General features: G+C 55.9%; 16 protein-coding genes and 1 tRNA gene. 12 read left to right on the top strand and 5 right to left on the bottom strand.

Translation table 11 applies throughout. The features are described 5' to 3' along the window. The first annotated feature begins 309 nt into the window (after positions 1 to 309). Both RBB77_RS15190 and RBB77_RS15185 read left to right on the top strand, forming a co-directional pair. Positions 310 to 1,425: a hypothetical protein gene (locus RBB77_RS15190; protein ID WP_353062586.1), complete on the top strand. Its 1,116-nt coding sequence runs from the start codon at positions 310 to 312 to the stop codon at positions 1,423 to 1,425. 41 nt (positions 1,426 to 1,466) lie between these two features. Continuing rightward, positions 1,467 to 4,808, top strand: a complete 3,342-nt coding sequence (locus tag RBB77_RS15185) for a two-component regulator propeller domain-containing protein (RefSeq protein ID WP_353062585.1) — start codon at positions 1,467 to 1,469, stop codon at positions 4,806 to 4,808. 316 nt (positions 4,809 to 5,124) lie between these two features. On the opposite strand, the gene RBB77_RS15180 is transcribed toward RBB77_RS15185, so the two are convergent. Next, positions 5,125 to 6,012: a LysR family transcriptional regulator gene (locus RBB77_RS15180; RefSeq protein ID WP_353062584.1), complete on the bottom strand. Its 888-nt coding sequence runs from the start codon at positions 6,010 to 6,012 to the stop codon at positions 5,125 to 5,127. Between the two features lie 756 nt (positions 6,013 to 6,768). Between RBB77_RS15180 and mdcA the strand changes: the two genes are divergently transcribed. From mdcA to mdcH, 8 genes are read left to right on the top strand one after another with little or no spacing between them, the layout of a single operon-like run. Further along, entirely contained in the window at positions 6,769 to 8,427 is a 1,659-nt protein-coding gene (gene mdcA, locus RBB77_RS15175; RefSeq protein WP_353062583.1) for a malonate decarboxylase subunit alpha, read from the top strand. Next, positions 8,427 to 9,344: a triphosphoribosyl-dephospho-CoA synthase gene (locus RBB77_RS15170; RefSeq protein ID WP_353062582.1), complete on the top strand. Its 918-nt coding sequence runs from the start codon at positions 8,427 to 8,429 to the stop codon at positions 9,342 to 9,344. The genes mdcA and RBB77_RS15170 overlap by 1 nt, the downstream gene beginning before the upstream one ends. Beyond that, on the top strand, positions 9,331 to 9,627 hold the full coding sequence (locus RBB77_RS15165; protein ID WP_353062581.1) for a malonate decarboxylase subunit delta: 297 nt from the start codon (positions 9,331 to 9,333) through the stop codon (positions 9,625 to 9,627). Before RBB77_RS15170 ends, RBB77_RS15165 begins: the two co-directional genes overlap by 14 nt. Further along, positions 9,624 to 10,493, top strand: a complete 870-nt coding sequence (locus tag RBB77_RS15160; RefSeq protein ID WP_353062580.1) for a biotin-independent malonate decarboxylase subunit beta — start codon at positions 9,624 to 9,626, stop codon at positions 10,491 to 10,493. The genes RBB77_RS15165 and RBB77_RS15160 overlap by 4 nt, the downstream gene beginning before the upstream one ends. Continuing rightward, the gene (gene mdcE, locus RBB77_RS15155) at positions 10,490 to 11,323 is read left to right on the top strand and encodes a biotin-independent malonate decarboxylase subunit gamma (RefSeq protein ID WP_353062579.1); all 834 of its coding nucleotides are present in this window, start codon (positions 10,490 to 10,492) and stop codon (positions 11,321 to 11,323) included. The genes RBB77_RS15160 and mdcE overlap by 4 nt, the downstream gene beginning before the upstream one ends. Positions 11,324 to 11,332: 9 nt before the next feature. Then, on the top strand, positions 11,333 to 12,280 hold the full coding sequence (locus RBB77_RS15150) for an AEC family transporter (protein ID WP_353062578.1): 948 nt from the start codon (positions 11,333 to 11,335) through the stop codon (positions 12,278 to 12,280). Next, the gene (locus RBB77_RS15145) at positions 12,277 to 12,930 is read left to right on the top strand and encodes a malonate decarboxylase holo-ACP synthase (protein WP_353062577.1); all 654 of its coding nucleotides are present in this window, start codon (positions 12,277 to 12,279) and stop codon (positions 12,928 to 12,930) included. The genes RBB77_RS15150 and RBB77_RS15145 overlap by 4 nt, the downstream gene beginning before the upstream one ends. A 1-nt stretch (position 12,931) precedes the next feature. Beyond that, positions 12,932 to 13,849: a malonate decarboxylase subunit epsilon gene (gene mdcH / locus RBB77_RS15140; protein ID WP_353062576.1), complete on the top strand. Its 918-nt coding sequence runs from the start codon at positions 12,932 to 12,934 to the stop codon at positions 13,847 to 13,849. Positions 13,850 to 14,030: 181 nt separating this feature from the next. On the opposite strand, the gene RBB77_RS15135 is transcribed toward mdcH, so the two are convergent. The 3 genes from RBB77_RS15135 to RBB77_RS15125 all read right to left on the bottom strand — a co-directional run bounded on the left by RBB77_RS15135 (position 14,031) and on the right by RBB77_RS15125 (position 15,836). Then, positions 14,031 to 14,106: transfer RNA gene (locus RBB77_RS15135), tRNA-Lys, on the bottom strand. A 187-nt stretch (positions 14,107 to 14,293) separates the two neighbouring features. Then, on the bottom strand, positions 14,294 to 15,148 hold the full coding sequence (locus RBB77_RS15130) for a menaquinone biosynthesis family protein (protein WP_353062575.1): 855 nt from the start codon (positions 15,146 to 15,148) through the stop codon (positions 14,294 to 14,296). A 91-nt stretch (positions 15,149 to 15,239) separates the two neighbouring features. Beyond that, positions 15,240 to 15,836, bottom strand: a complete 597-nt coding sequence (locus RBB77_RS15125) for a biotin transporter BioY (protein ID WP_353062574.1) — start codon at positions 15,834 to 15,836, stop codon at positions 15,240 to 15,242. Between the two features lie 274 nt (positions 15,837 to 16,110). Between RBB77_RS15125 and RBB77_RS15120 the strand changes: the two genes are divergently transcribed. Next, complete coding sequence (locus RBB77_RS15120; protein ID WP_353062573.1) at positions 16,111 to 16,500, top strand: FtsB family cell division protein; 390 nt, start codon at positions 16,111 to 16,113, stop codon at positions 16,498 to 16,500. A gap of 67 nt (positions 16,501 to 16,567) precedes the next feature. Here RBB77_RS15120 and RBB77_RS15115 read toward each other — a convergent pair whose 3' ends face one another. Then, positions 16,568 to 19,063 (bottom strand): ABC transporter permease, encoded by a 2,496-nt coding sequence (locus tag RBB77_RS15115; protein WP_353062572.1) that lies wholly within the window; start codon positions 19,061 to 19,063, stop codon positions 16,568 to 16,570. Between the two features lie 348 nt (positions 19,064 to 19,411). On the opposite strand from RBB77_RS15115, the gene RBB77_RS15110 reads away from it, so the two are divergent. Further along, entirely contained in the window at positions 19,412 to 21,388 is a 1,977-nt protein-coding gene (locus tag RBB77_RS15110; protein ID WP_353062571.1) for a peptidyl-prolyl cis-trans isomerase, read from the top strand. The last annotated feature ends 28 nt before the right edge of the window (positions 21,389 to 21,416 follow it).

Below are 21,416 nucleotides of genomic sequence, written 5' to 3'. Positions count from 1 at the left end.
ACAGATCAAGAAGAAATCGGGCAGGTGGTCGTGTGCAGAAATATTCATAAATCGCAGTCTCGGGTACGGCACGTATTCGGTAACAGTACGTGATACTTCTCACTTAGAGGCCACCGGGTCTTCAGTATGTTTCCCTTCGAGGAACGGTCTTCCGAGCAGCGTCATCGCGAGATGGACACGGGTGACGCCGGGAGTAAGAACAATGCACAATAGGTCAGAAGTCACCAGGTGCGAACGGGCACGACGCGTTTTGGTTTTGGTAAGCTTGCTGCTCGTAATGCCGCTTACCTCGGATTGTGACGGAGATCGATGATGTCGCGCCCGCACTTAGTCGCAGGTCCCGCAACCTTGTCGGTGCTGCTGCTGTACTTTGTGCTGACCGGATGTCACTCTTCATCAAAAACTTCGCCTCCGACAGTTGCTTTCAGCATGGTCCCTGTCGCATATCAGGAGGATCCCTACAAGACAGACATATTCGAACGTGACTACAAGACAGGCATGGCCGAAGGTCGCGCCACTGGGACTCGAGTCGGGCAGCGAATCGTGTTGTACGCAAAGACAGATGGACGATGGGGTGTGTGCCGGCAATCAGGTCAGCCGTTTACGAATATCGAAACTGACGGCCGGTGGAAAGCTTCAGTCCACTTGGGAATAGAATATGCCGCTTTGCTGGTTGATCCCACCTACAGCCCGCCTGAACAAATTGAATCGTTACCGATCGTCGGCAATGGCGTGGTGACGCTGGCAGTCGTGAACGGGGAAGGCACAGCCCCGGTACTCCCGTCGCCAAAGATACTGAACTTTAGCGGTTATGAGTGGACGACGAGCGCGGGTCCAATTTTTCACGCTGGGGCAAGAAATTTTTTCGATCCTTCGAACGTCTGGACGGACGAAAGAGGTGCACTCCATCTTCGCATCTCGGGAAGCCCGGGAAAGTGGGCCGTGGCAGAAGTGAAGCTCACGCGCAGCCTGGGATACGGAACATACAGATTTCAGGTGCGCGATACCTCTAATCTTGAACCTTCTGCTGTTCTCACGTTAATCACATGGGACGGCGCAGGCACAGAGAGCAATCGGCGCGAGTTGGACGTCGAGCTCGGTCATTGGGGACGCCTTGATAACGACAACGTACATTATGTTGTGCAGCCTTATTACGTTCCAGCTAATATCGTTACGTTTCGGGTGCCGCCAGGTGTCTACACGCACTCCTTCCGCTGGGAACCGGGGCAAGTAACGTTTTCGACAGTAGCAGGATCGGGCAATATCGGCGGCGGCCGTGTCATTAACCAGCATGTGTTTACCTCCGGTGTACCGTCTCCGGAGGGCGAATCGGTGCGCATCGCCTTGTATGTATTTCGTCAAGGCCAAATCCCCCTGAAAAGCGAAAATGAGGTCATAATTGATAGTTTCGAGTACCTCCCGTGATCTGTTCGACGAAGCAAACTCGACGGACTCTTATTGGAATTGTGCTAGCGGGCCTTGTCCCCGCTGCACATGCACTCGATCCTAATCGTCTGCCTTCGCAGTATGTCCGCGAACAATGGACTACCGAAACCGGGTTTCCCGGCGGCGGGATCAACGGAATATCGCAAACCGCAGATGGATACCTCTGGATTGGAACCGACAGTGGCCTGATACGGTTCGACGGCTTTAATTTCAGGCATGTCTCTTTTCCTTTCGCCACCGCTTCGAACGTTCCCATATTGCAACTGCTTACGGATGCCAGCGGACAACTGTGGATCCGTCCGCAGGGCACCGATCTTGTACGCCAAAAAGATGGCAAGTTTGAGAGCGTCAGACACGGTCAAGACGCAATCACCGCCTTGTCAAAAGATAACAACGACGGAGTACTGGTTTCGAGCATTGACCAAGGGACATTCCGTTACATGGCAGACGACGTTCAGAAATTGGGATCCTCTTCACCGCCAGTAATCTCCATGACAGAAACAGCCGACGGCAAGATTTGGATGGGCACACTCGGCGATGGCCTCTTCGTTCTCACAGGCGGGCGAGATACCCAGGTCAACGCGGGATTGCCCGACCGAAAGATCAATTGTCTGGTGGCGATCGGCAGTGACGAGTTGTGGGTCGGCACCGGCACGGGCTTGTATCACGGAGACGGCACACGCTTTCGCCGGTTTGAATTGCCGTCGTTCCTCGGTGATGTTCAGGTTTTGAGCCTCCTGCGCGATCATGATTCGAATATCTGGGTGGGTACGACGCGCGGGCTACTGCGCATCAACGCGAAAGGTATTTCGTTCTCTGAAGAGAATGAGCTTCGCGGAGACGGTGGGATTAACGTTCTGTTCGAGGACCGCGAAGGGAATCTCTGGATCGGAGGTGGGCGAGGGCTAGGCCGTATTCGGGACAGTGCGTTCGTGACTTATTCATCTGTTACCGATCGTCGCTTCGAACACAATGGCCCTGTATATGTCGACCCGGAGGGCCGCACCTGGTTGGCTCCTGCTCACGGCGGGCTGTATGTTCTCCAGAATGGACAAGCTCAACCCGTTACATCAATACCACGAAATGAGGTCGTCTATTCCATCAGCGGACGGGCAGATGAGGTGTGGTCCGGACGTCAACTCGGCGGACTGACTCGTCTACAATTTCGCAACGGTGCGATAGCGAGCCAGAGTTATACAGAGGCAAACGGACTGGCCCAAAACAGTGCCTATGCTGTTTATGAAAGCCGCGATGGCTCTGTGTGGACCGGCACACTCAATGGCGGCGTCAGCAAATTCAAAGATGGGCACTTCACCACTTACACGACGACCAACGGCCTCGCTTCGAATACCGTCTCGTCCATCCTTGAAACCCGCGATGGTGCAATGTGGTTTGCCACACCTGCCGGGCTGAGTTCTTTTTCAAACGGCCAATGGAGAACCTATACGACAGTAGAGGGGCTGCCTTCCCCGGAGGTGAACTGTCTTTTCGAGGATTCATCCGGAACTCTCTGGAGTGGAACGTCTGCTGGTCTTGCATCTTTTACCTCTAATCATTTTCAAGTTCCCAATGAGTCGCCCGACGTTTTGCGCGAACAAATCCTCGGAATGGCGGACGACAAGAGCGGAAGGTTTTGGATTGCGACCTCGCATCATGTTTTGCGCGTTCCTCGCGACAAACTGCTAAGTGATGTTGTGAAGGCAGTCGATGTTCACGAGTATGACCAGGCTGATGGTCTCGACAGCACTGAAGGAGTGAAGCGGAGCCCATCGGTGGTCTCGGATTCAGCGGGCAGGATCTGGTTTTCACTCAGAAGTGGCTTGTCGGTTGTTAGTCCATCCCAGATCAATGACAACTCAGCTCCCGCACTGCCACACATCGAGACGATCACCGCCGATAACACCACCGCAAATCTCGCCGCCTTCGTTCAAATTCCTCCATCTCCCAGGCGAATCACATTTGAATACACGGGGCTGAGTCTCGCGGTGCCCGAGAGGATTCGCTTTCGATATTTTCTCGAAGGTTTCGACAGTAGCTGGAGTCAGCCGGTTGCAGCACGAGAGGCTGTTTACACGAACCTTGGGCCCGGCCACTATCGATTCCGGCTAGTCGCCAGCAACAGCGAGGGGTTGTGGAACGGGCCAGAAACTGCAATCGCTTTCAACGTCGCCCCGGCCTACTATCAAACCTACTGGTTCCGATTGTCGTCTGTGGCTGCGTTTCTGGCATTCCTTTGGGGGTTGCATCAACTCCGATTGCAACAATTGCGACGGGAGGAAAGAAAACTTAGCGAAGCCATTGAAACCATTCCGGCGATGGCGTGGATCACTGGACCCGACGGAGTCACTCAATTTGTGAATCGACGCTTGCTTGAATATACCGGCCTCTCGCAGTTGGGGAAAGCGGAAAAAGTCGGGGAAATTGCTATTCATCCCGAAGATCGCGATCGAATTGTACGACGAATGGGCGCAAGCTTTGTCAGTGGTGAGCCGTTCGAGGACGAGATGCGCGTTCGCAACTCGGACGGGGAGTATCGGTGGTTTTTGGGGCGTGCCGTGCCGCTGCGGGACAAGCGAGGAAAGATCGTGAAATGGTATGGTGCGGCGACCGACATTCAAGATCGCAAGCGTGCGGAAGAGCTACAGGCCAACCTTGCACACACCAATCGGGTCAGCCTCCTCGGGGAACTGGTCGCCTCCATCTCGCACGAACTCGCACAGCCCATCACGGCCACAACCAATCATGCCAAGGCATCTTTGCGATGGCTTCAACGCGACCCGCCAGATCTGGCGCAAGTTCGCAAAGGGACGGAAAGAATCGTCGAGGCGGGCGCCTTTGCCTCGGAGATCATCGACCGTCTGCGCTCGTTGTATAAGAAGGCACCTCCCAAACGGGAGTTGGTCGCGATAAATGAAGTCATCGGCGAAATGGTCAGGCTGCTGCGGGGCGAAGCCAACGAGTATGCCGTTTCTATTCGTACTGACCTTGCCGCCGATCTTCCCAAAGTCGCGGCGGATCGGGTGCAGCTGCAGCAGGTTCTGATGAACCTCATGCTGAATGGTATCGAGGCGATGAAGGAGACCGGCGGAGTGCTCACGGTCAGGAGGGGACGAGGCGAGGACGGTCAAGTGCTGATCTTAGTCAGCGACACCGGAGTAGGATTGCCGGCCGGAAAAGCGGACGAAATCTTCAATGCCTTCTTCACGACTAAACCTGAAGGCAGCGGCATGGGCCTGGCGATCTGCCGTTCCATCGTGGAATCGCATGGTGGCCGTTTGTGGGCCACATCCGACGAGGGACGAGGCGCCACGTTTCATTTCACTCTGCCTACCGCAGTCGTGGAAGTGTCTACGGCAATATGATTCCGAGTTCAATTGGCTCGAGGCTGCTATGGTACGTTGAAATGCCTTCGCTAAGATGGCGGCGCGCCCCGTCCCTGCGGGTTAGTGTGAAATCCCTCCTACATCCCTCCACGACAATGTGCCCTCGAGCCATCCGCTATAACTACCGGAGGGAGATGCCAATCGCCGCATTCTCGACAGGGATGCAAGCCAGAATTCCTACTTCGCTGCGACGCTGAAGAGTTGCTGCATCTCCTCCGGAGTCGCGGTGCGGGAGGCCTGTTCGGATCGAATGCCTGTGCGCCGGCCAATGTAGTCGATGGAATATATCGGCGTATCAATGATCCAGCGACGTCCGAGCGAATTCACAGAATCGGCGTACAACTGCTGCACTGTTATGACGCGCGAGGGCCAAGCCAATCTCGGACTCGGGCAGTCGATCCGCAATCGAGCACACGACCACCTTGGAGACGATTCTTTTTGCGACAGATGCTGGGACAATCGCGACGCCCACGCCAGCATCGACGAGAGAGATAAGTGTAGGCATCTCTCCTGCCGTTTGGACCACCTTAGGGACGACTCCAGCGTTGCTCAGAATTCCAGTCAAGAGATCGTGGAATCCAGGAGCATACTCCCGCGCATACATGACAAACGGATTTCCTTTGAGTTCGCGCAGGCGAATCTCTTTCTTGGCGGAAAGCGAGTGCCATGAAGGTAAGATCGCGACAAATGGTTCCCTGTGAACCTTTGTCACCTCGATCCCCTTGCGATTTTCAATGGGAAGACGAAGAAAGCCTACGTCTAACAAACCATTGTCGATCATTTCCAGTTGAGGGCCCGTCAAGATATTTCTTATCGAAAATTCAACATCGGGATAGCTTTTCCGAAAGCGTCGCATCAAGTTCGGGATGATCTCAAAACCAGCAGTTGATATGAAACCGATGCGAATATGGCCGAGTTTGCCTGCTGACGCCCACTGAGCTTTCCTCTTAGCAAATTCAAGTTTCTCCAGAGCGACCGCAGCGTCTTCCCGAAACGCCTCCCCAGCCTCGGTAAGCACCGTGCCTTGTCGGTTTCGACTTAGCAGTTGCACACCCAACTCTTCCTCAAGCGCTTTGACTTGAAGGCTAAGCGCAGGCTGGCTCACGTTGAGGAGTCGAGCGCTCCGACCGAAGTGGAGAGTTTCAGCGACTGACAAAAATGAACGGATGTGACGGAATTCCATGCGGCTTCCTCATCAGCTGACGCTATCACGATTATAAAAAGACTTCATCGTCGTAAATGATGCGTCAGTATCAAATCATCCGCACCATTCGTAGCGCTCGATAGAGCCCTGATTGTGTTCGCTAATCACAGTGATTAGCAACATCCGACGATCCTAATCGCGAATAAGGTTTGAGACTATACCAGTCGAATTTCCACCCGGCCTGACTGACCCCACTCGCGCCAGCGATTAAAAGTCGGCCCCGCAGGCGAAAGCTAATTGACACAACCTACCAGCGGGATGGGTGGGTCGCCAGCTTCAGTTGCTTTTCGAAGTGAGGGTAAACAAGCCATGGGTAATCAATGCCTGCAGCCTCCGCTGCCCCTCGGCATGCTGCCCGGCCCCGGCCCGGGCCGGTGAACGCCCTGGCCCAAACTGGCGCGCTTACGCCGCCAGAAGTGAACATTGGGGGTCGCCTCGCAGGCTCGATGCATCTCGGCCACCGATTACCCCAGCTCAAGCCGTGCACCGCGGCGCCCTTAATTCAAGCATGAACTTCCGTTCCCCTGTCCCATGACACAAGTCCATTCACTGAATGGTGTTTCTTATTCGCTGTGTGAACTTCGGGGACAGTCAACGCGGCGGTTGAAGGGATTGATTTGTCGTACTTCTGTAGCCTGTCTGATTGGTAACATTTATCACGCTGATACAGACCTACAACAATCATAATCACGCGGGAAGTACTCCAATAGTTGTGTATCGGAAAGGAGAAGTTGAATGAGTGACCGAACACTGACACATCCGCGAACCTCATGGACGACCAGACGGGACACAAAGCGACGTCTGCTAGAGAGCGTAAAGCCATGGATGAAAGGTCCGGTTTTGGCGCAAAACAGAATATTCGAAACTCTCGAAACAGTGATTCGGAGCGGCGACCGGATTGTCATGGAAGGCGACAATCAAAAACAGGCGGATTTTCTTTCGCGTTCTCTCGCTAAGGTAGATCCAAAGAAGATTCATGATCTTCACCTCATCATCTCAAGCATCAGTCGCCCGGAGCATTTAACGCTTTTTGAGTTGGGCATCGCGAAAAAGGTAGATTTCGCATTTGCCGGTCCCCAGAGCCTGCGGGTCGCGCAACTTCTCGAAGATGGTGTTCTTGAAATCGGTGCCATTCATACGTACGTCGAACTGTATGCCCGTTTACTCGTAGACCTCATCCCGAACGTGGTACTGGTTTGCGCAGAGCAGGCGGACCAAGAAGGCAATCTGTTCACAGGCCCCAACACTGAGGATACCCCGGTGATTGTTGAGGCCGCCGCTTTCCACGACGCGATTGTGATCGTGCAGGTCAACAAGATCGTCGACACATTGCCAAGGGTCGACATCCCCGGTTCCTGGATCGATATCATTGTCGAAGCTGACAAGCCATACGCGGTGGAACCTCTCTTTACTCGCGATCCCCGCCACATCGGCGATCTGCAGATCCTGACCGGGATGATGGTCATTCGCGGCATCTATGAGAGACATCAGGTCCAGTCACTCAATCACGGAATTGGTTTCGACACGGCCGCCATTGAGCTTCTTCTCCCGACCTATGGAGAGTCTCTCGGACTTCGTGGAAAAATATGCAAACACTTCGCGCTGAATCCGCACCCCACACTGATTCCGGCTATCGAGAGCGGATGGGTTCAGAGCGTTCACTCGTTCGGAAGTGAAGTCGGAATGGATGAATACATCCGTGCTCGCCCCGACGTCTTCTTCACTGGCCGGGATGGCAGCCTGCGGTCCAACCGTGTTCTTTGTCAGCTTGCTGGTCAGTACGCCGTGGATGCCTTCGTTGGGGCAACGCTTCAGATGGACGGGGATGCCAATTCCTCTACGGTAACGACCGGACGCCTTGCAGGCTTCGGAGGCGCGCCGAATATGGGACATGACCCGCATGGACGCCGCCATTCGTCACCGGCTTGGTTAGATCTCAAGACCAATGCGGACCCAACTCTCCCAGGCCGCAAGCTGGTGGTTCAGACGCTTGAAACTTTCGCGAAAGGTGGCGAGCCTGCCTTCGTCGAAACTCTGGATGCAGTTGAAGTAGGCAAGAAGGCCGGCATGCCGATCGCACCCATCATGATCTATGGCCAGGACGTTAGCCATGTTGTGACGGAGGAAGGGATTGCTTATCTCTACAAAGCCGAAGGCGTTGAAGAGCGCCGCCGGGCTTTGGCTGCGGTAGCAGGTATCAGCCCTGTCGGCCTTAAGGCAAAGGCCAATGAGACAGCCGATCTTCGTCATCGCGGCATTGTTGCCTTTCCCGAAGATATTGGAGTCCATCGCCTCCAAGCCAACCGGTCCTTACTCGCTGCCAGGAGCATGGAAGACCTGGTCGCATGGTCTGGTGGTCTTTATAACCCGCCGGCCAAGTTCAGGAGCTGGTAATGGCACAGCTAAGACCAATCACGAGATCGTCTAAGCGCTTCGACGCATTGGCCCGGTCTGAGTGGCTTTCAGAACTCGCCTGGCAATCGTTGATCGCTGAAGCAGAACTGACGCCTAAACCGGGCCTGGTTGATGGTCGAGGCTCAGGATCACATTCGGATCTGTCGCTCGAACTAATGAGGAGATCTGCCGAAGCGATTGCGCCCTACTTTACCCGGATGGCCCTGGCATCCGCCGACGTTCCGATGGATACCAGCCTGCGTGCTGTGGTTGCAAGTATTGGCCGAGAGGCCGAAGTAGCGATGCTTCGCGCGACTTCAGGCAGCAATGCGCACAAAGGCGCAATCTGGGTTCTGGGGCTACTGGTTTGTGCCGCAAGTCTGAGCGAGGGTTCCAGTCCGGAATTTGTAGCCGAGTCTGCAGGATATCTCGCTCGTTTGCCCGATCGTGCAAGACCGCAGGCGGTATCTCATGGCGATGTCGTCCTTGAACGATATGGGGCTACCGGCGCTCGCGGCGAAGCCTATGTGAATTTTCCGCACGTCGTCAAAATCGGGCTTCCTGCACTCAAGGCAGCTCGCAAAAACGGCCGAACAGAGCGGGACAGTCGGCTCGCCGCTCTGCTTTCGATCATGTTGTATCTCGATGACACCTGTGTTCTCTATCGAGGGGGGCCGGAGACACAAAAGATCGTCCACGAGGGTGCCGCTCGTGTCATCAAGGTTGGCGGCCCGGGAAGCCCAAAAGGAGATGCAGCATTGATCGCACTCGGACAAGAGCTTGTCAGTCTGCGCATCTCTCCCGGCGGCAGCGCGGATCTTCTCGCGGCCACACTCTTTCTGGACGCTCTCGAACGCGGTCTCGAACGAGTGGAAAAGGACAACAGTCTAGTGGAGGAAAACGATGGAGAAAATTGAGTTTAACTATCTTGAGGCGAAACGTCTCATCACCAAGAGAGCGCACGTCGGTGTAGTGGGCTCAGGCGACATGGAGGTCCTTCTCGAACCGAATGGTGAGGAGGGAGCCCGTGTCTTCATCACGACCAGCGTCAACGGCTTTGGCGATGCGTGGAAGGCGGTCTTCGATCGGTTCTTCTCGAAGTTCGATGGGGCGGTCCGTATCTACATTAACGATGCCGGCGCAACACCCGGCAGTGTGTTGCTTCGTCTCGAACAGGCAGTGGAGGTGATAGAGCAATGAACGCGCCAACTCTCATTCCCGATTTCGTCAACCGTAAGAGCTTTATCGAGCTGGACGCTCGTGTCCGTGCTCAGAGCTTCTTTGATGAAGGTACCTGGAGGGAGCTCGTCGGTCCCTTCGATCGCATCGAGTCTCCATGGCTTGCTAAGCAAGGCATCGCTCCACAATCCGATGATGGCTGCATCGTGATCAAGGGAAAAATCGGCGGATCCCCAGCAGTCGCCATTGCGTTTGAAGGGGCCTTTCAAGGTGGCAGCGTCGGCGAGGTATCGGGCGCCAAGATGACCGCCGCCCTGGATCTCGCAACGAAGGATTCCGAGGCGGGGAGACCGACAGCTGCAGTGCTTTTGCTCGAAACAGGCGGTGTGCGCCTTCAGGAAGCGAACCTTGGTTTGGCTGCTGTTGCTGAGATTATCTCTTCAGCTCTCGCCCTTCGTCAGCATGCCCCGGTGATCACAATCGTTGCTGGCACTGTCGGGTGTTTCGGAGGCATGTCTCTTGTAGCGGGCGTATCCAGCTACACAATCATGACGCGCGAAGCCCGGCTTGGATTGAACGGCCCCGAGGTGATTGAGCAGGAGTCTGGTATCGATGAGTTTGATTCTTCCGATCGAGCGCTCATATGGGCAATTCATGGCGGAGAACAACGCGTCGGCATGGGACTCGCTGATTCGCTCGTCGAAGATGATGCCAACAAGATAGCCGCGGCAGTTCGTGATTGTGTCCACAAAGGCGTACCGGAAAAGCACCGGACCGAGCAGGTGGAACTCTATCGCGCTCGTATAGCGGCGATTAATACGTCCCACCAGATAGATCCGGCAACATTACGGCAACAGTGGGCTAACACAAAAGGAGGTGTGCGATGAATGAACAAGTTGGATTGCGCGGCAGAGCATGGTTCAAAGCCCTGACCGGAAGCGACACACCGAATAGCGGTGATCCGAACTCCGTACTGGCCACAACCGCGGCTGTTGAAAATGAGTCATCCCTCTTCCTCTGCGTTGTACCTGACAAGAACAGCCGCTTTCCTTGTGTCCGCGACGGGCAGGTTGGACTCGAAGAAGCATTCACTCTCGCAACCCACGTTCGAGCGATTATCGCGGAAGATCGCGATAAACCTCGTGAAGCGAAGCGTCCCATCATCGCAATCATTGACGTCAAGAGCCAGGCCTACGGGCGCCGGGAGGAAACGGCCGGTATCTTCTTCGCGGCGGCTACATCGGCAGATGCATACGCATCGGCAAGGGTGGCGGGACATCCCGTTATTTCGTTGGTAGCCGGCCAAGCTTTTAGCGGCGGATTTCTCACTCATGGCTACCAAGCCAATCGCATTTTGGCATTTGACGATGCTGGGATTGTGATCCATGCAATGCATAAGGAGGCGGCAGCCAGGATTACGAGAAGATCCGTTGCGGAACTCGAAAAGCTGGGACACGAGATCGCTCCTATGTCGTATGACGTCCGGGACTATGCCAAACTCGGCCTCCTGTGCAAGCTGTTGCACGCCGACGACCCACAACACCCGACTTCGAGTGAGGTTGCCGAAGTGAGAAAAGCAATCACTGAAGCGATTGCCGATGCACGTAATGGCAAGCTTGATCTGAGTAACAGGTGGGAGTCAGACGCCGCAAAAACAACGCGGAGAGGTACCCTTGCGGTGCGAGCTGCCCTTGAAGCGCAGTGGTTCAACGAGTAAGAGGCTGAAATGACTTCGATTCTTCTTAATGCGTTGCTCCCTATCTTCGTGGGCCTGCTTTTGGGATATATAGCCGGCCGGCGCGGAGTCATGGACAACCTGAATGTTCGAAATCTAATCGTGCTAGTGATGGACTTCGCCATCCCATGTGCGATGTTTTCCACGATCAGCAGCACATCCTGGCGTGTGCTACGAGAACAATCGGAATCCGCCGTGATGATCGCTGTGGTATTTGTGGCTTTGTATGCTGCCAGTTATATCTGGGCAAGAAAAAGTCTCAAAATGTCCATCTCCGATGCTTCTGTTCTTGCACTGACAGTGGGCTTTCCGAATTCCGCGGCCGTAGCTTTGCCGTTGCTGACCAATGCGTATGGCCCCAGTTCAAGAGTCACAGCTGCTCTATCAATCGCAGTCGGAGCGATCACGATCTCCCCTTTAACCGTTGCGCTGCTCGAGTCCGACAAAACGTCCGATGGAAAGGGCGTCTCTATTCAAGCGGTTGCGATCAAATTTCTTCGGGCATTCACTCGTCCTGTGGTGTGGGCTCCTGTGTTGGCTTTGGGGAGTGTTTATTTCGGCTTACATTTACCGTCCTATGTTGATGGGTCATTAACGATTCTTGGGAGCGCAGCATCAGGATCAGCTTTGATTCTTACCGGGGTTGTTGTCTCCTCCCAGACGTTTCGCTTTGATCGGAAAGTCGCCTGGGCAACCGCTGCAATTGTCCTAATTCAACCCTTGTTTGCTCTTGGAATTACTGAGCTCTTTCATATGAGTCATGCTGAAGTCCGTGACATCACGCTTATCAGCGCTATACCGGGTGGGTTCTTCGGTCTTGTTTTTGGAAAGAGCTTTAATGCAACTCCTGAAACCGCTAGCTCGGGGCTGATTGCTTCGTATTGCGTAGGAGCATTTTCTTTGGCTGGCTGGATGCTCGTACTAACGAAGTATCTATGAGGCGATCCATGGTCTGCGCGCTGCATGTTCACGATCTCATTCTCCTAGGAACGAATTCGACGATCAAGTCCGCTGAAGGGGAGCCAGCATGCCGATATCTCAATCCGAAGCAGCGCCCTTGGGTGGTTGTGCGGAGAGGCCGCATCTCAGATGGATTGATCCCCGTGGGAGTGCGCGGAGCGCAGAGGCACGAACGCTGCGCAGGATTCACAAGTTTGAGTGAAGTGTTAGAGATTCGGCCGCCAGATCAGTTGCGGCTGATGCTCGCAGAGGATTCACGCCGGGTACTACAGGCGTTCCGAACCCTGTCTCATCTCGAAAGCCACCTCGTAGGATTAGATATGAACTGGGGTCCGGGCGGGAGCGTGGGTTATGAACTGGCCTCAGGGATACCGGCTGTCCGCGCTGACAGTGATTTAGACTTCATACTTTTCGCGCCTGGAAAACTCGAGATTACAGAAGCACAGGATTTGTGGCGCATGATCAGTAGTGCTCCGGGAAAGGTCGATGCATTGGTAGAAACGCCGTTCTGTGGTTTTTCTTTGGAGGAATTCGCGACAACCTCGCCTCGCAAGATTCTGCTTCGCACGAGTGACGGCCGCATTCTCGGCTCCAATCCTTGGAATCTGTCGAATGGAGAGGATAGCTAACGTGAATACTGCATTTTTGTTTCCGGGACAAGGAGCACAGAGACCTGGAATGCTTCATGAACTCGTTGATGATCCTGCCGTCCAATTGACACTCGATGAGATCAGCGACGTATTGAGGTCCGATGTTCGTCTGTTGGATTCGCCTGAGGCACTGAATTCGACGGTATCGGTTCAGTTGGCTCTTCTCGCTTCTGGAGTTGCCACAGGTAGAGCTTTACAGAGAGGTGGTGTTACCTGTTGTGCGGTTGCGGGTTTATCTGTGGGCGCTTTTGCAGCAGCAGTCGTCGCCGAGGCGATCTCATTAAAAGATGCGGTAATTCTGGTTCGTTCCCGCGCAGAGAAAATGGAAAAGCTATATCCAGTCGGATACGGATTGGCTGCCGTCGTCGGTCTTAATGAGCGACAGGTTACGGCGATTGTCGATTCTGTACACACGGCCGCGTCTCCGGTATTCGTAGGAAATATCAACGCACCGAGGCAGATCGTAATTGCAGGCTCCATAGAAGGGATGCAGAAGGTTTTAGAAGAGGGCCGCCGGCACGGTGCCAGGAAGGCTGAGCTCCTACACGTTTCAGTGCCGTCCCATTGTCCTCTACTTTCATCCGTTGCCGACTCACTTCGGCTTCAGTTAAATTCTATGCAGCTAAAGGCGCCAAAGTTTCCCTATATTGCGAACGTGAATGCACGAGCTGTGCGCTCCGCGTCGGCAGTAGCAAAGGATTTGGCGGACAACATCGCCCACGGAGTTCGCTGGCATGATGCGACGATAGTCGCGGAGGAATTGGGCTGTAACCTCTTTCTTGAAATGCCGCCGGGCCACACCTTGGCAGACCTCGCGGAAGAAAACGTCCCGGGCGTTACCGCTTCTGTCGTCACATCGGATCTTTTCAGACATGTTTTGCGACTCGCCGCCGCTTAAAGTCTGATGTGAAGGGCCTGGCTATCACCTATCCTGAAAGCTCACTACCCGAAATATGTTCGCCCAAGCCAAATAGAGAGCTTGAGACAGCCTGCAGCAAAGCTGTTCGGGTACCCCAATTTTCACCATAATATCTACGGCTTATGTTGAGCCCGTGCTTCATAAGTTATTGATTTGAAGGTGGTGGACGCGGTAGGGATCGAACCTACGACCAGTCGATTAAGAGTCGAATGCTCTACCAACTGAGCTACGCGTCCATTTGGTTTTTTCTCCTGGAGAAGGAGATCGGTGAGAGTCTTTGTATGGGGTGTTGCAGGCAGGACTCAATCAGCCGACTTGTTAAAGATAACACAGCTTGCAGCGTAAAACAGGCCTGCAAGCTGTGAGTTGGATGAAAGTATTTGAGTAATACGCTGATGCTGGAGTGCCTATGAACCGGCCGGGTTAGCCGATGAAGTCCACGTTGGCGCGGTGGGGGATGATGCCGCGATCGTAGCCCATGGCGAGGAGTTTGCGAATGGCGTCTTTGCCGTCTTCGCCGTAGTTGAGGGTGCGCTCGTTGACGTACATACCGACGAAGCGGTTGGCGAGCGTGGGGTCGAGGTCGCGCGCGAACTGCATGGCGTAGGCAAGTGCCTCTTCGCGGTTGTCGAGTGCGTGCTGGATGCTGTCGCGCAGGGCGTTGGTGGTGGTGAGGAGAGTTTCGGCGCCAAGGGAGCGACGAATGGCGTTGCCTCCGAGGGGGAGGGGGAGACCGGTCTGTTCGCGCCACCACTGGCCGAGGTCGAGGAGCTTAATGAGGCCATCGTTGGCGTAGGTGAGTTGGCCTTCGTGGATGATGAGGCCGGCGTCGAACTCGCCCGCGACGACGGAGGGGATGATCTTGTCGAAGGGGACGGTGACGGTTTCGATCTCGGGGGCGAAGAGCTTTAGGGTGAGATAAGCGGTAGTGAGGGTGCCGGGGACCGCGATGCGCGTCTTCTTGACTTCATCGAGAGAGAGCTTGCGGGGTGCGACGATCATTGGGCCGTAGCCTTCGCCGACGCTGCCGCCGCAGGACATGAGTGTGTATTTGTCCTGCAAATACGGGTAGGCGTGAAAGGAGATGGCGGTGACGTCGTAGAAGGCCTCGTTGATGGCGCGGTGATTGAGGGTCTCGATGTCGGTGAGGGTGTGGGTGAACTTGTAGCCGGGGACTCGGACCTTGTTGGTGGCAAGGCCATAGAACATGAAGGCGTCGTCGGAGTCGGGGCTGTGGGCGATGCTGATTTCCTGGATTGCGGTGCTTGCGGTGATCATGATGCTTCCTTCGGTGTTCGTGATGCGTGTGTGATGCGCAGTGGGGAGTGGCTCTGCGCTAAGTTTGGTTGCTTGCGGCTGGGTGGTCGCGTTAGGACTTGCGCCAGCGTTTGATTGAGCTGAAGATGCCAGCGGCCGCGGTGATCTTGACGATCTCGCCGGGGAGGAACGGGGCGATAGCCATGGTCCATGTGGCGGCGGCGCTGGTGTGGAGGAGATGTGCGAGCCAGCCTGCTCCGAGGATGAAGATGGGCGCGCTGGCGAGGGATGCGGCTGCGAGGCCGGCACGGAAGGGAGTGGTGATGCGCTGCATGGCGCGGACAGCCCACCCGGCGGTTGCCGCAGCCAGAGGATAGGAGAAGAGGTAGCCTGCGTTGGGACCGAGCAGGTGAGCGATGCCGCCGATGCTGTGTGGAGTGAAGACAGGGAGGCCCATCGCGCCTTCGGCCAGATATAGAACCATCGCGGAAAAGCCGGCTACGGGACCGAGCAACATGCCGATCAGGATGACGGCGAAGTTCTGCAGGGTGAGGGGCACGGGTGTGAAGGGAAGCGGTAAAGAGATGTGCGCGCAGATGGCTACGAAGGCACTCGCTGCGACGGTAAGGACGACTTTGCCGGAGAGAGATTCCTGAAGCGATCCGGTGCGGTGTGTGAGACCGAGTTGAGAGGAGGTGGCGGATTGCATGCGGGAGATCCTTTCGCGCTGTGATTGCTTTCGTGTTTTTGAGCTTCGGTGGAGGTGTTGAGGATGAGCGTCAGATTGCACGTTCCACACAAGAAGGATAACAAGGCGGCTGAGTTCGTGCAGGTTATTCGGTCATCAGCGTGGATTCGGATGGTGTGGAGATCGATTTTTTTACAGCTTTGTATCCGAAGGCGGTATGAAGTAGGTACGTGCCTGTGGGAATTGGGGATTTCCACTTGACGGTGGTGAGAGCGAAGTCTGTACTGAAATTGGGATGACTCGTTTGAATACAACAGGCGCGGTACCGAAGCGGTCGAGCACGATCGTGCGTCTGTATGAGCGAGGCCGGCTGGGGTGGCGGAAGGTCGCTACCGGCGCGGCAGCGGTGCTTGCGGTGGCGATGGGGTATCACGTTATCTTTGGGCAAAACGGACTGACGGTCTACCAACAGAAACGGAACGATGCACAGAGTCTGGACAGCCAGCTGCGCAGCCTGCAGCGGGAGAATGATCTGTTGAAGGGGCATGTGGAGCGGCTGCAGAGCGATCCCAATGCGATTGAGCATCAAGCGCGCGAGGAACTGCATTACACCCGGCCCGGTGAGGTGATTGTCTATATGCCTGCTCCAGCTGGATCGAGTTCCACGGGCGTGGCGAAGCAGTAACTGCGCCAGTCTGGCTACGTGAGGGTTCCGTACTTTATCGTTCTGGAACCCTCAGGAAACTCCTTCGTTACTCGGATCGTAGTGCTTGGGTGAGGTCGACGGAGGCTGCGCGACGCGCCGGAAGCAGAGATGCGGCTAGCGCCAGTAGCAGGAGCGAGAGTGTCGCAAGAGTAAGCACGATGGGGTCGAATGCGCTGACGCCGAAGAGGAAGGTCTTAATAATGCGGGAGGCGGCGAAGGCTCCTACCAGACCAATCGCGCAACCGATGATTGCGAGTTTGGCACCTGATAGAACTACCAAGCGAACAATTCCCGCACGTTGAGATCCGAGAGCCATTCGAATTGCCATCTCCTGCACGCGTAGCGCAACGGAAAACGCGATGACGCTGTAGATGCCCAGGACTGCCAACAACACCGCAATAATGGCGAAGGAGGAGATCAGTGCCGTGTTGAAACGGCGTGGAGCTTCCGTGTCTGAGAGGGCGTGCTCCATGCTCTGGACCTGCGTGAGAGGAAGCTGCGGATCGATAGAGTGCACGGTGGAGCGCAAGAGATTCTCCATCTGTTCGGGAGCCATCGACGTTCGCACTGCGATGTATCCGCCGTTGCCGTTGATGTCGTCCGGGGAGCCAAGCGATCCCGCCATTGCTTCCTCTTGTTCGACAGGTTTGTAGTACTGCTGTTTCAGCGGGAGATCGGGTGAGTTCTCTTTTACATCCGAGACTACTCCGACTACAGTTGCCCACGGCGTGGTCATCGTCTCAGAGCCGATGCGGAATCTCTTGCCGATGGGATTTTGATCGGGCCAGGACTCCTGCGCGAGCATTTGATTGACGATGACGACAGGTGGCTGGTTTGCATTGTCATCGGGGGTAAAGAGCCTCCCCTTGAGCAGTGGAATCCCAACTGCGCGGAAGTAGTCGCCCTGAACGGATATGGATGTTCCCAGATCGAGCCCTCCTGCGGCTGGGGGCAGAACGTGGCCTTCTGCGACGAAGGCGCTACTAGAATTCTGACCGCTTGCGGGAAGGAAGGTGGTCAAACCAACACTTTTGACGCCCGGAAGAGCTTGCAGGCGCGCGATGAGCTCATGGCTAAACTCGTTAACGGCGGTCTGGTTTCCATATTGTTTTTTGGGAAGACTGTAGCTGGCGACTAGTGTGTGGTCTGGTTGAAAGCCAAGATCGACCTGACGCATTTTCTCGAAGCTGCGCAGCAGAAGGCCGGAGGCGGCGAGAAGAACGAGCGCGACGGCGATCTCGGAGATCACCAGTACCGAGCGAAGTCTTGCGTGGCCTCCACCTGAGGTGCCGGTTCGGCCACCTTCTTTGAGAGTGTCGTTGACGCTGGTGCGGATGGCCGCGAAGGCGGGGGCGAGGCCGCAGACAATGCCGGTGACGATTGCCAGGACGAGAGCGAAGGCGACGACAGGCCAGTCGAGGCCAATCTCACTAATGCGTGGCAACGTCTCAGGAAGTGCCTGGATGCCCACGCGAAGCGCAATGGCGGCAAGAATGAGGCCTAGAACTCCTCCGGAAACGCTGAGGACGAGGCTTTCCAGAATCGCCTGCCAGAGCAGGGTAGATGAACTGGCGCCCAGTGCGAGACGGACGGCAATCTCGCGACGGCGCCGGATGGAGCGGACCAGAAGAAGGCCGGCAAGGTTCGCGCACGCTATCAGAAGAACGACAGCAACAGCGAGGAAGAGAGTGCGAATGAGAGGCCGCGCTTCTTCGACGGTTTCTTCGTCGAGCGGCCGAACGGTGGAGGTGATGCTGAACCCGGCCATGAAGGCGGGATAGTTCCGGACAGTCTCTTTGGCTACTACGTTGGCATCTTCTATGGCCTGAGGGATGGTGACACCCGGCTTAAGGCGGCCTACCATCTCAAAGTTCCACGAGGCCGAGCCGGTACCGAGTTCCTGCGGTTCGAAGCTGATGGGAACCCAGAACTCACTGCGGTTGAGATGGCCGGGGACCAGGGGGAACTCGAAGTTGCGTGGCATGACGCCGATGATGAGGTAGGGCTTGCGATTGAGTAGAACCTTGCGACCGAGGACGTTGGGGTCGCCTTGAAACCGGGTCTGCCATGTTGAGTAACTTAGGACCATGACCTGCTGATGCTGATCATCTTCCTCCTTCGTAAAAAAGCGGCCCATGAGCGGCTGGACGGCGAGGGCAGGAAATACGCCACTGCTCATGCGAGCAGCGTTGACATTGGCGGGCTCGCCCACGCCAGACAACTCATAGCTGGTGGTGTGGTAGCCGCCCAGGCTGGTAAAGCTGTGAGTATCACGGCTGTAGTTGCGGATGTCGGGCGCGGTGACACCGGCTTCATTGTTACCGCCGCCGGTGTCCAGGCCTTTGAGGATGTCGGAGAGGACTACGAGGCGGCTGGGGTCAGGGAAGGGGAGGGGGCGGAGGAGTACGCCTTCAACGAGCGAGAAGATGGCGGTGGTTGCACCGATGGCGAGAGCCAACATCAGGATGGCGGTTGCGGAGAATCCTGGGGACTTCGACAAGTGGCGAATAGCAATCTTCAGGTCACTAAAAAAGGTGCGCATACGGATCCTCGCGAGAGCTGTGGTTATGAGTCGTGAAGCAATTGGAATGCCGGAGCGGGTTTGGGTGAAGTCCTTGTTCTGTCAGTCAGTTAGCTTGATGTGGAGATGTTACCGAAATTTGAAGGTGTCCATATGCGAAGCGAATCGTCCAAAGATGGACACTTGCGTTGCAGGGCGCTGGCGGAAGATGAATTCCAGAGGCTGGTGATTTATACTTGTCGCTTGCCCTGCAACCGGCGTGGCGTTGGTCGAAAGACCTCCCCGCAAGGTCACGCAAAATCCCGGGCACGCAGCCAAATTTCCTGTGAGGGAAGCGGCTTTCGCGCGAAGTGAAGGTTTTAGTCAAGCATGATTCGTATTCTGCAGCAGGACAACCGCATCACGAAGATTATCTTCGCCGTCATTATTGGATTTGCCGTGATCACGATGGTGATTACGCTGGTGCCTGGCATTTTTGATAACGCGACGACCAGTGACTCGTCCGTGTATGCGACGGTGAAGCAGCCTGGTTATTTTGGGCGCGTGTTTGGGGAGAGCACTCCGATCAAGACAGTTGAAGTGAATCAGCTGGCGAGCCGGCAGCTGCAGCAACAGCACTTTCCGGATGCCTTGCTGCCGTACTTTTTGCCGCGCGCAGGGCAGATTCTGGTCCAGCGGGCAATCCTGAAGCACGAGGCCGACAGGATGAACCTGCAGGTGAGCGATGAGGATCTGCGCCGCGAGCTGCAGACGGGACCGTTTGCGCAGTACCTGTTTCCGAATGGCCAGTACATCGGCGACGATGCCTATATCAACTTTGTGCAGAGCGCGTTCCAGACGACTCGTGGAGATTTCGAGTCGCAGGTGAAGAGCGACATGGAGCTGAACCGGCTGCAGGCGTTGATCACGGGCGGAGTTTCTGTCTCGGATAATGCGGTGCGCGAGGCCTACAAGGTCGATGGGACCAAGGTGAAGTTCGATTATGCGGTGATCTCGGCCGACGATGTGCGGAAGACGATCAATCCTTCGGATTCGGAGCTGCAGGCATACTTCAAGACGAACGCTGCGAAGTATGCGAACGCTGTTCCTGAGACAAGGAAGATCGAGTACGTCTCGTTCGATGCGTCGAACCTGCCGGGTGGCAAGCCGCAGATCTCAGACGCTGACGTACTGGCGTACTACAACGCGCACAAGGATCAGTACCAGGTGAAGGAACAGGCGAAGGTTCGGCATATCCTGATCGCGGTGCCTGCGGGTTCTGATGCGAAGGTCGACGCAGCTGCGAAGACGAAGGCCGAGGACATCCTGAAGCAGATCAAGAGCGGCGGGAACTTTGCCGATCTGGCGAGCAAAAATTCAGACGACCCGGGCAGCAAGACGCAGGGTGGCGAACTTGGCTGGTTGGATCCGGGCAAGACGGTGCCGGAGTTTGATAAGGCGGCGTTTTCGCTGCCGGTTGGCCAGACGTCGGATTTGATCAAGACTCAGTTTGGATACCACATTCTGCAGGTGGAAGATAAGAAGACGGCGCATCTTCGTCCGCTGGAAGAGGTGAAGGCAGAGATCGTGCCCGTGCTCGAACAGCAGCGTGTAGGCGCGGCAGAGCAGACGTTCGCTTCTGCGCTGGCTGCAGATGCGAAGAAGAACGGTCTGGGAAAGGCGGCTGCATCGAAGGGTTTGCATACGGTTACAACGGACTTCGTTGCGAAGGACGGCGTGATTGCCGGGCTTGCTGACGGTTCTCCGCTACTGACGCAGGCGTTCTCAGTGGTCAAGGGTGCGGATCCGGCGGCGGTTGCTACTGGTGATGGATTCGCTGTGTTCCAGGTGACCGATGTAAAGCCAGCGCACGCTCCGGAGTTTGCAGATTACAAGTCACACATCCTCGAAGACTATCGTGAGCAGCAGGTTCCTCAGTTGCTGAGCGCGCAGTTGAACAAGCTGGACGAGCGGGCGAAGGTGCTGAACGATCTGAAGAAGGCCGCCGCAGAGATGAACGTTCCGTTGAAGACCAGCGACCTGGTGGGCAAGGATGGTCAGGTCCCGGATCTTGGCGCGATGAGCGGCGCGGGTTCGGTGGCGTTCTCGCTTCCGAAGGGTACGATCTCAGGGCCAATCAATGCAGGGCGGGTTGGAGTGGTTCTCAGCGTGACCGACAAGCAGGAGCCGACGGCCGACGACATTGCGAAGAGCTTCAATGCAACCAAGGACAAGCTGCTGAATGAGCAGCGGGAGGAGATCTTCCGCGTGTACATCGGCGAGCTGACACAGAAGTATGAAAAGGGCGGCGCTGTGAGATTCTCGAAGCAGCAGCAGGCACAGCCGGGCTTGCCAGCCGGGAACTAGCCAATCTGCAGAATGCATATGAGCCCCG

Source organism: Tunturibacter psychrotolerans (genome assembly GCF_040359615.1).
Lineage (GTDB): Bacteria > Acidobacteriota > Terriglobia > Terriglobales > Acidobacteriaceae > Edaphobacter > Edaphobacter psychrotolerans.
The sequence above is the reverse complement of the archived record's forward strand: the minus strand, read 5'-3'. Positions and strand labels throughout refer to the sequence as shown.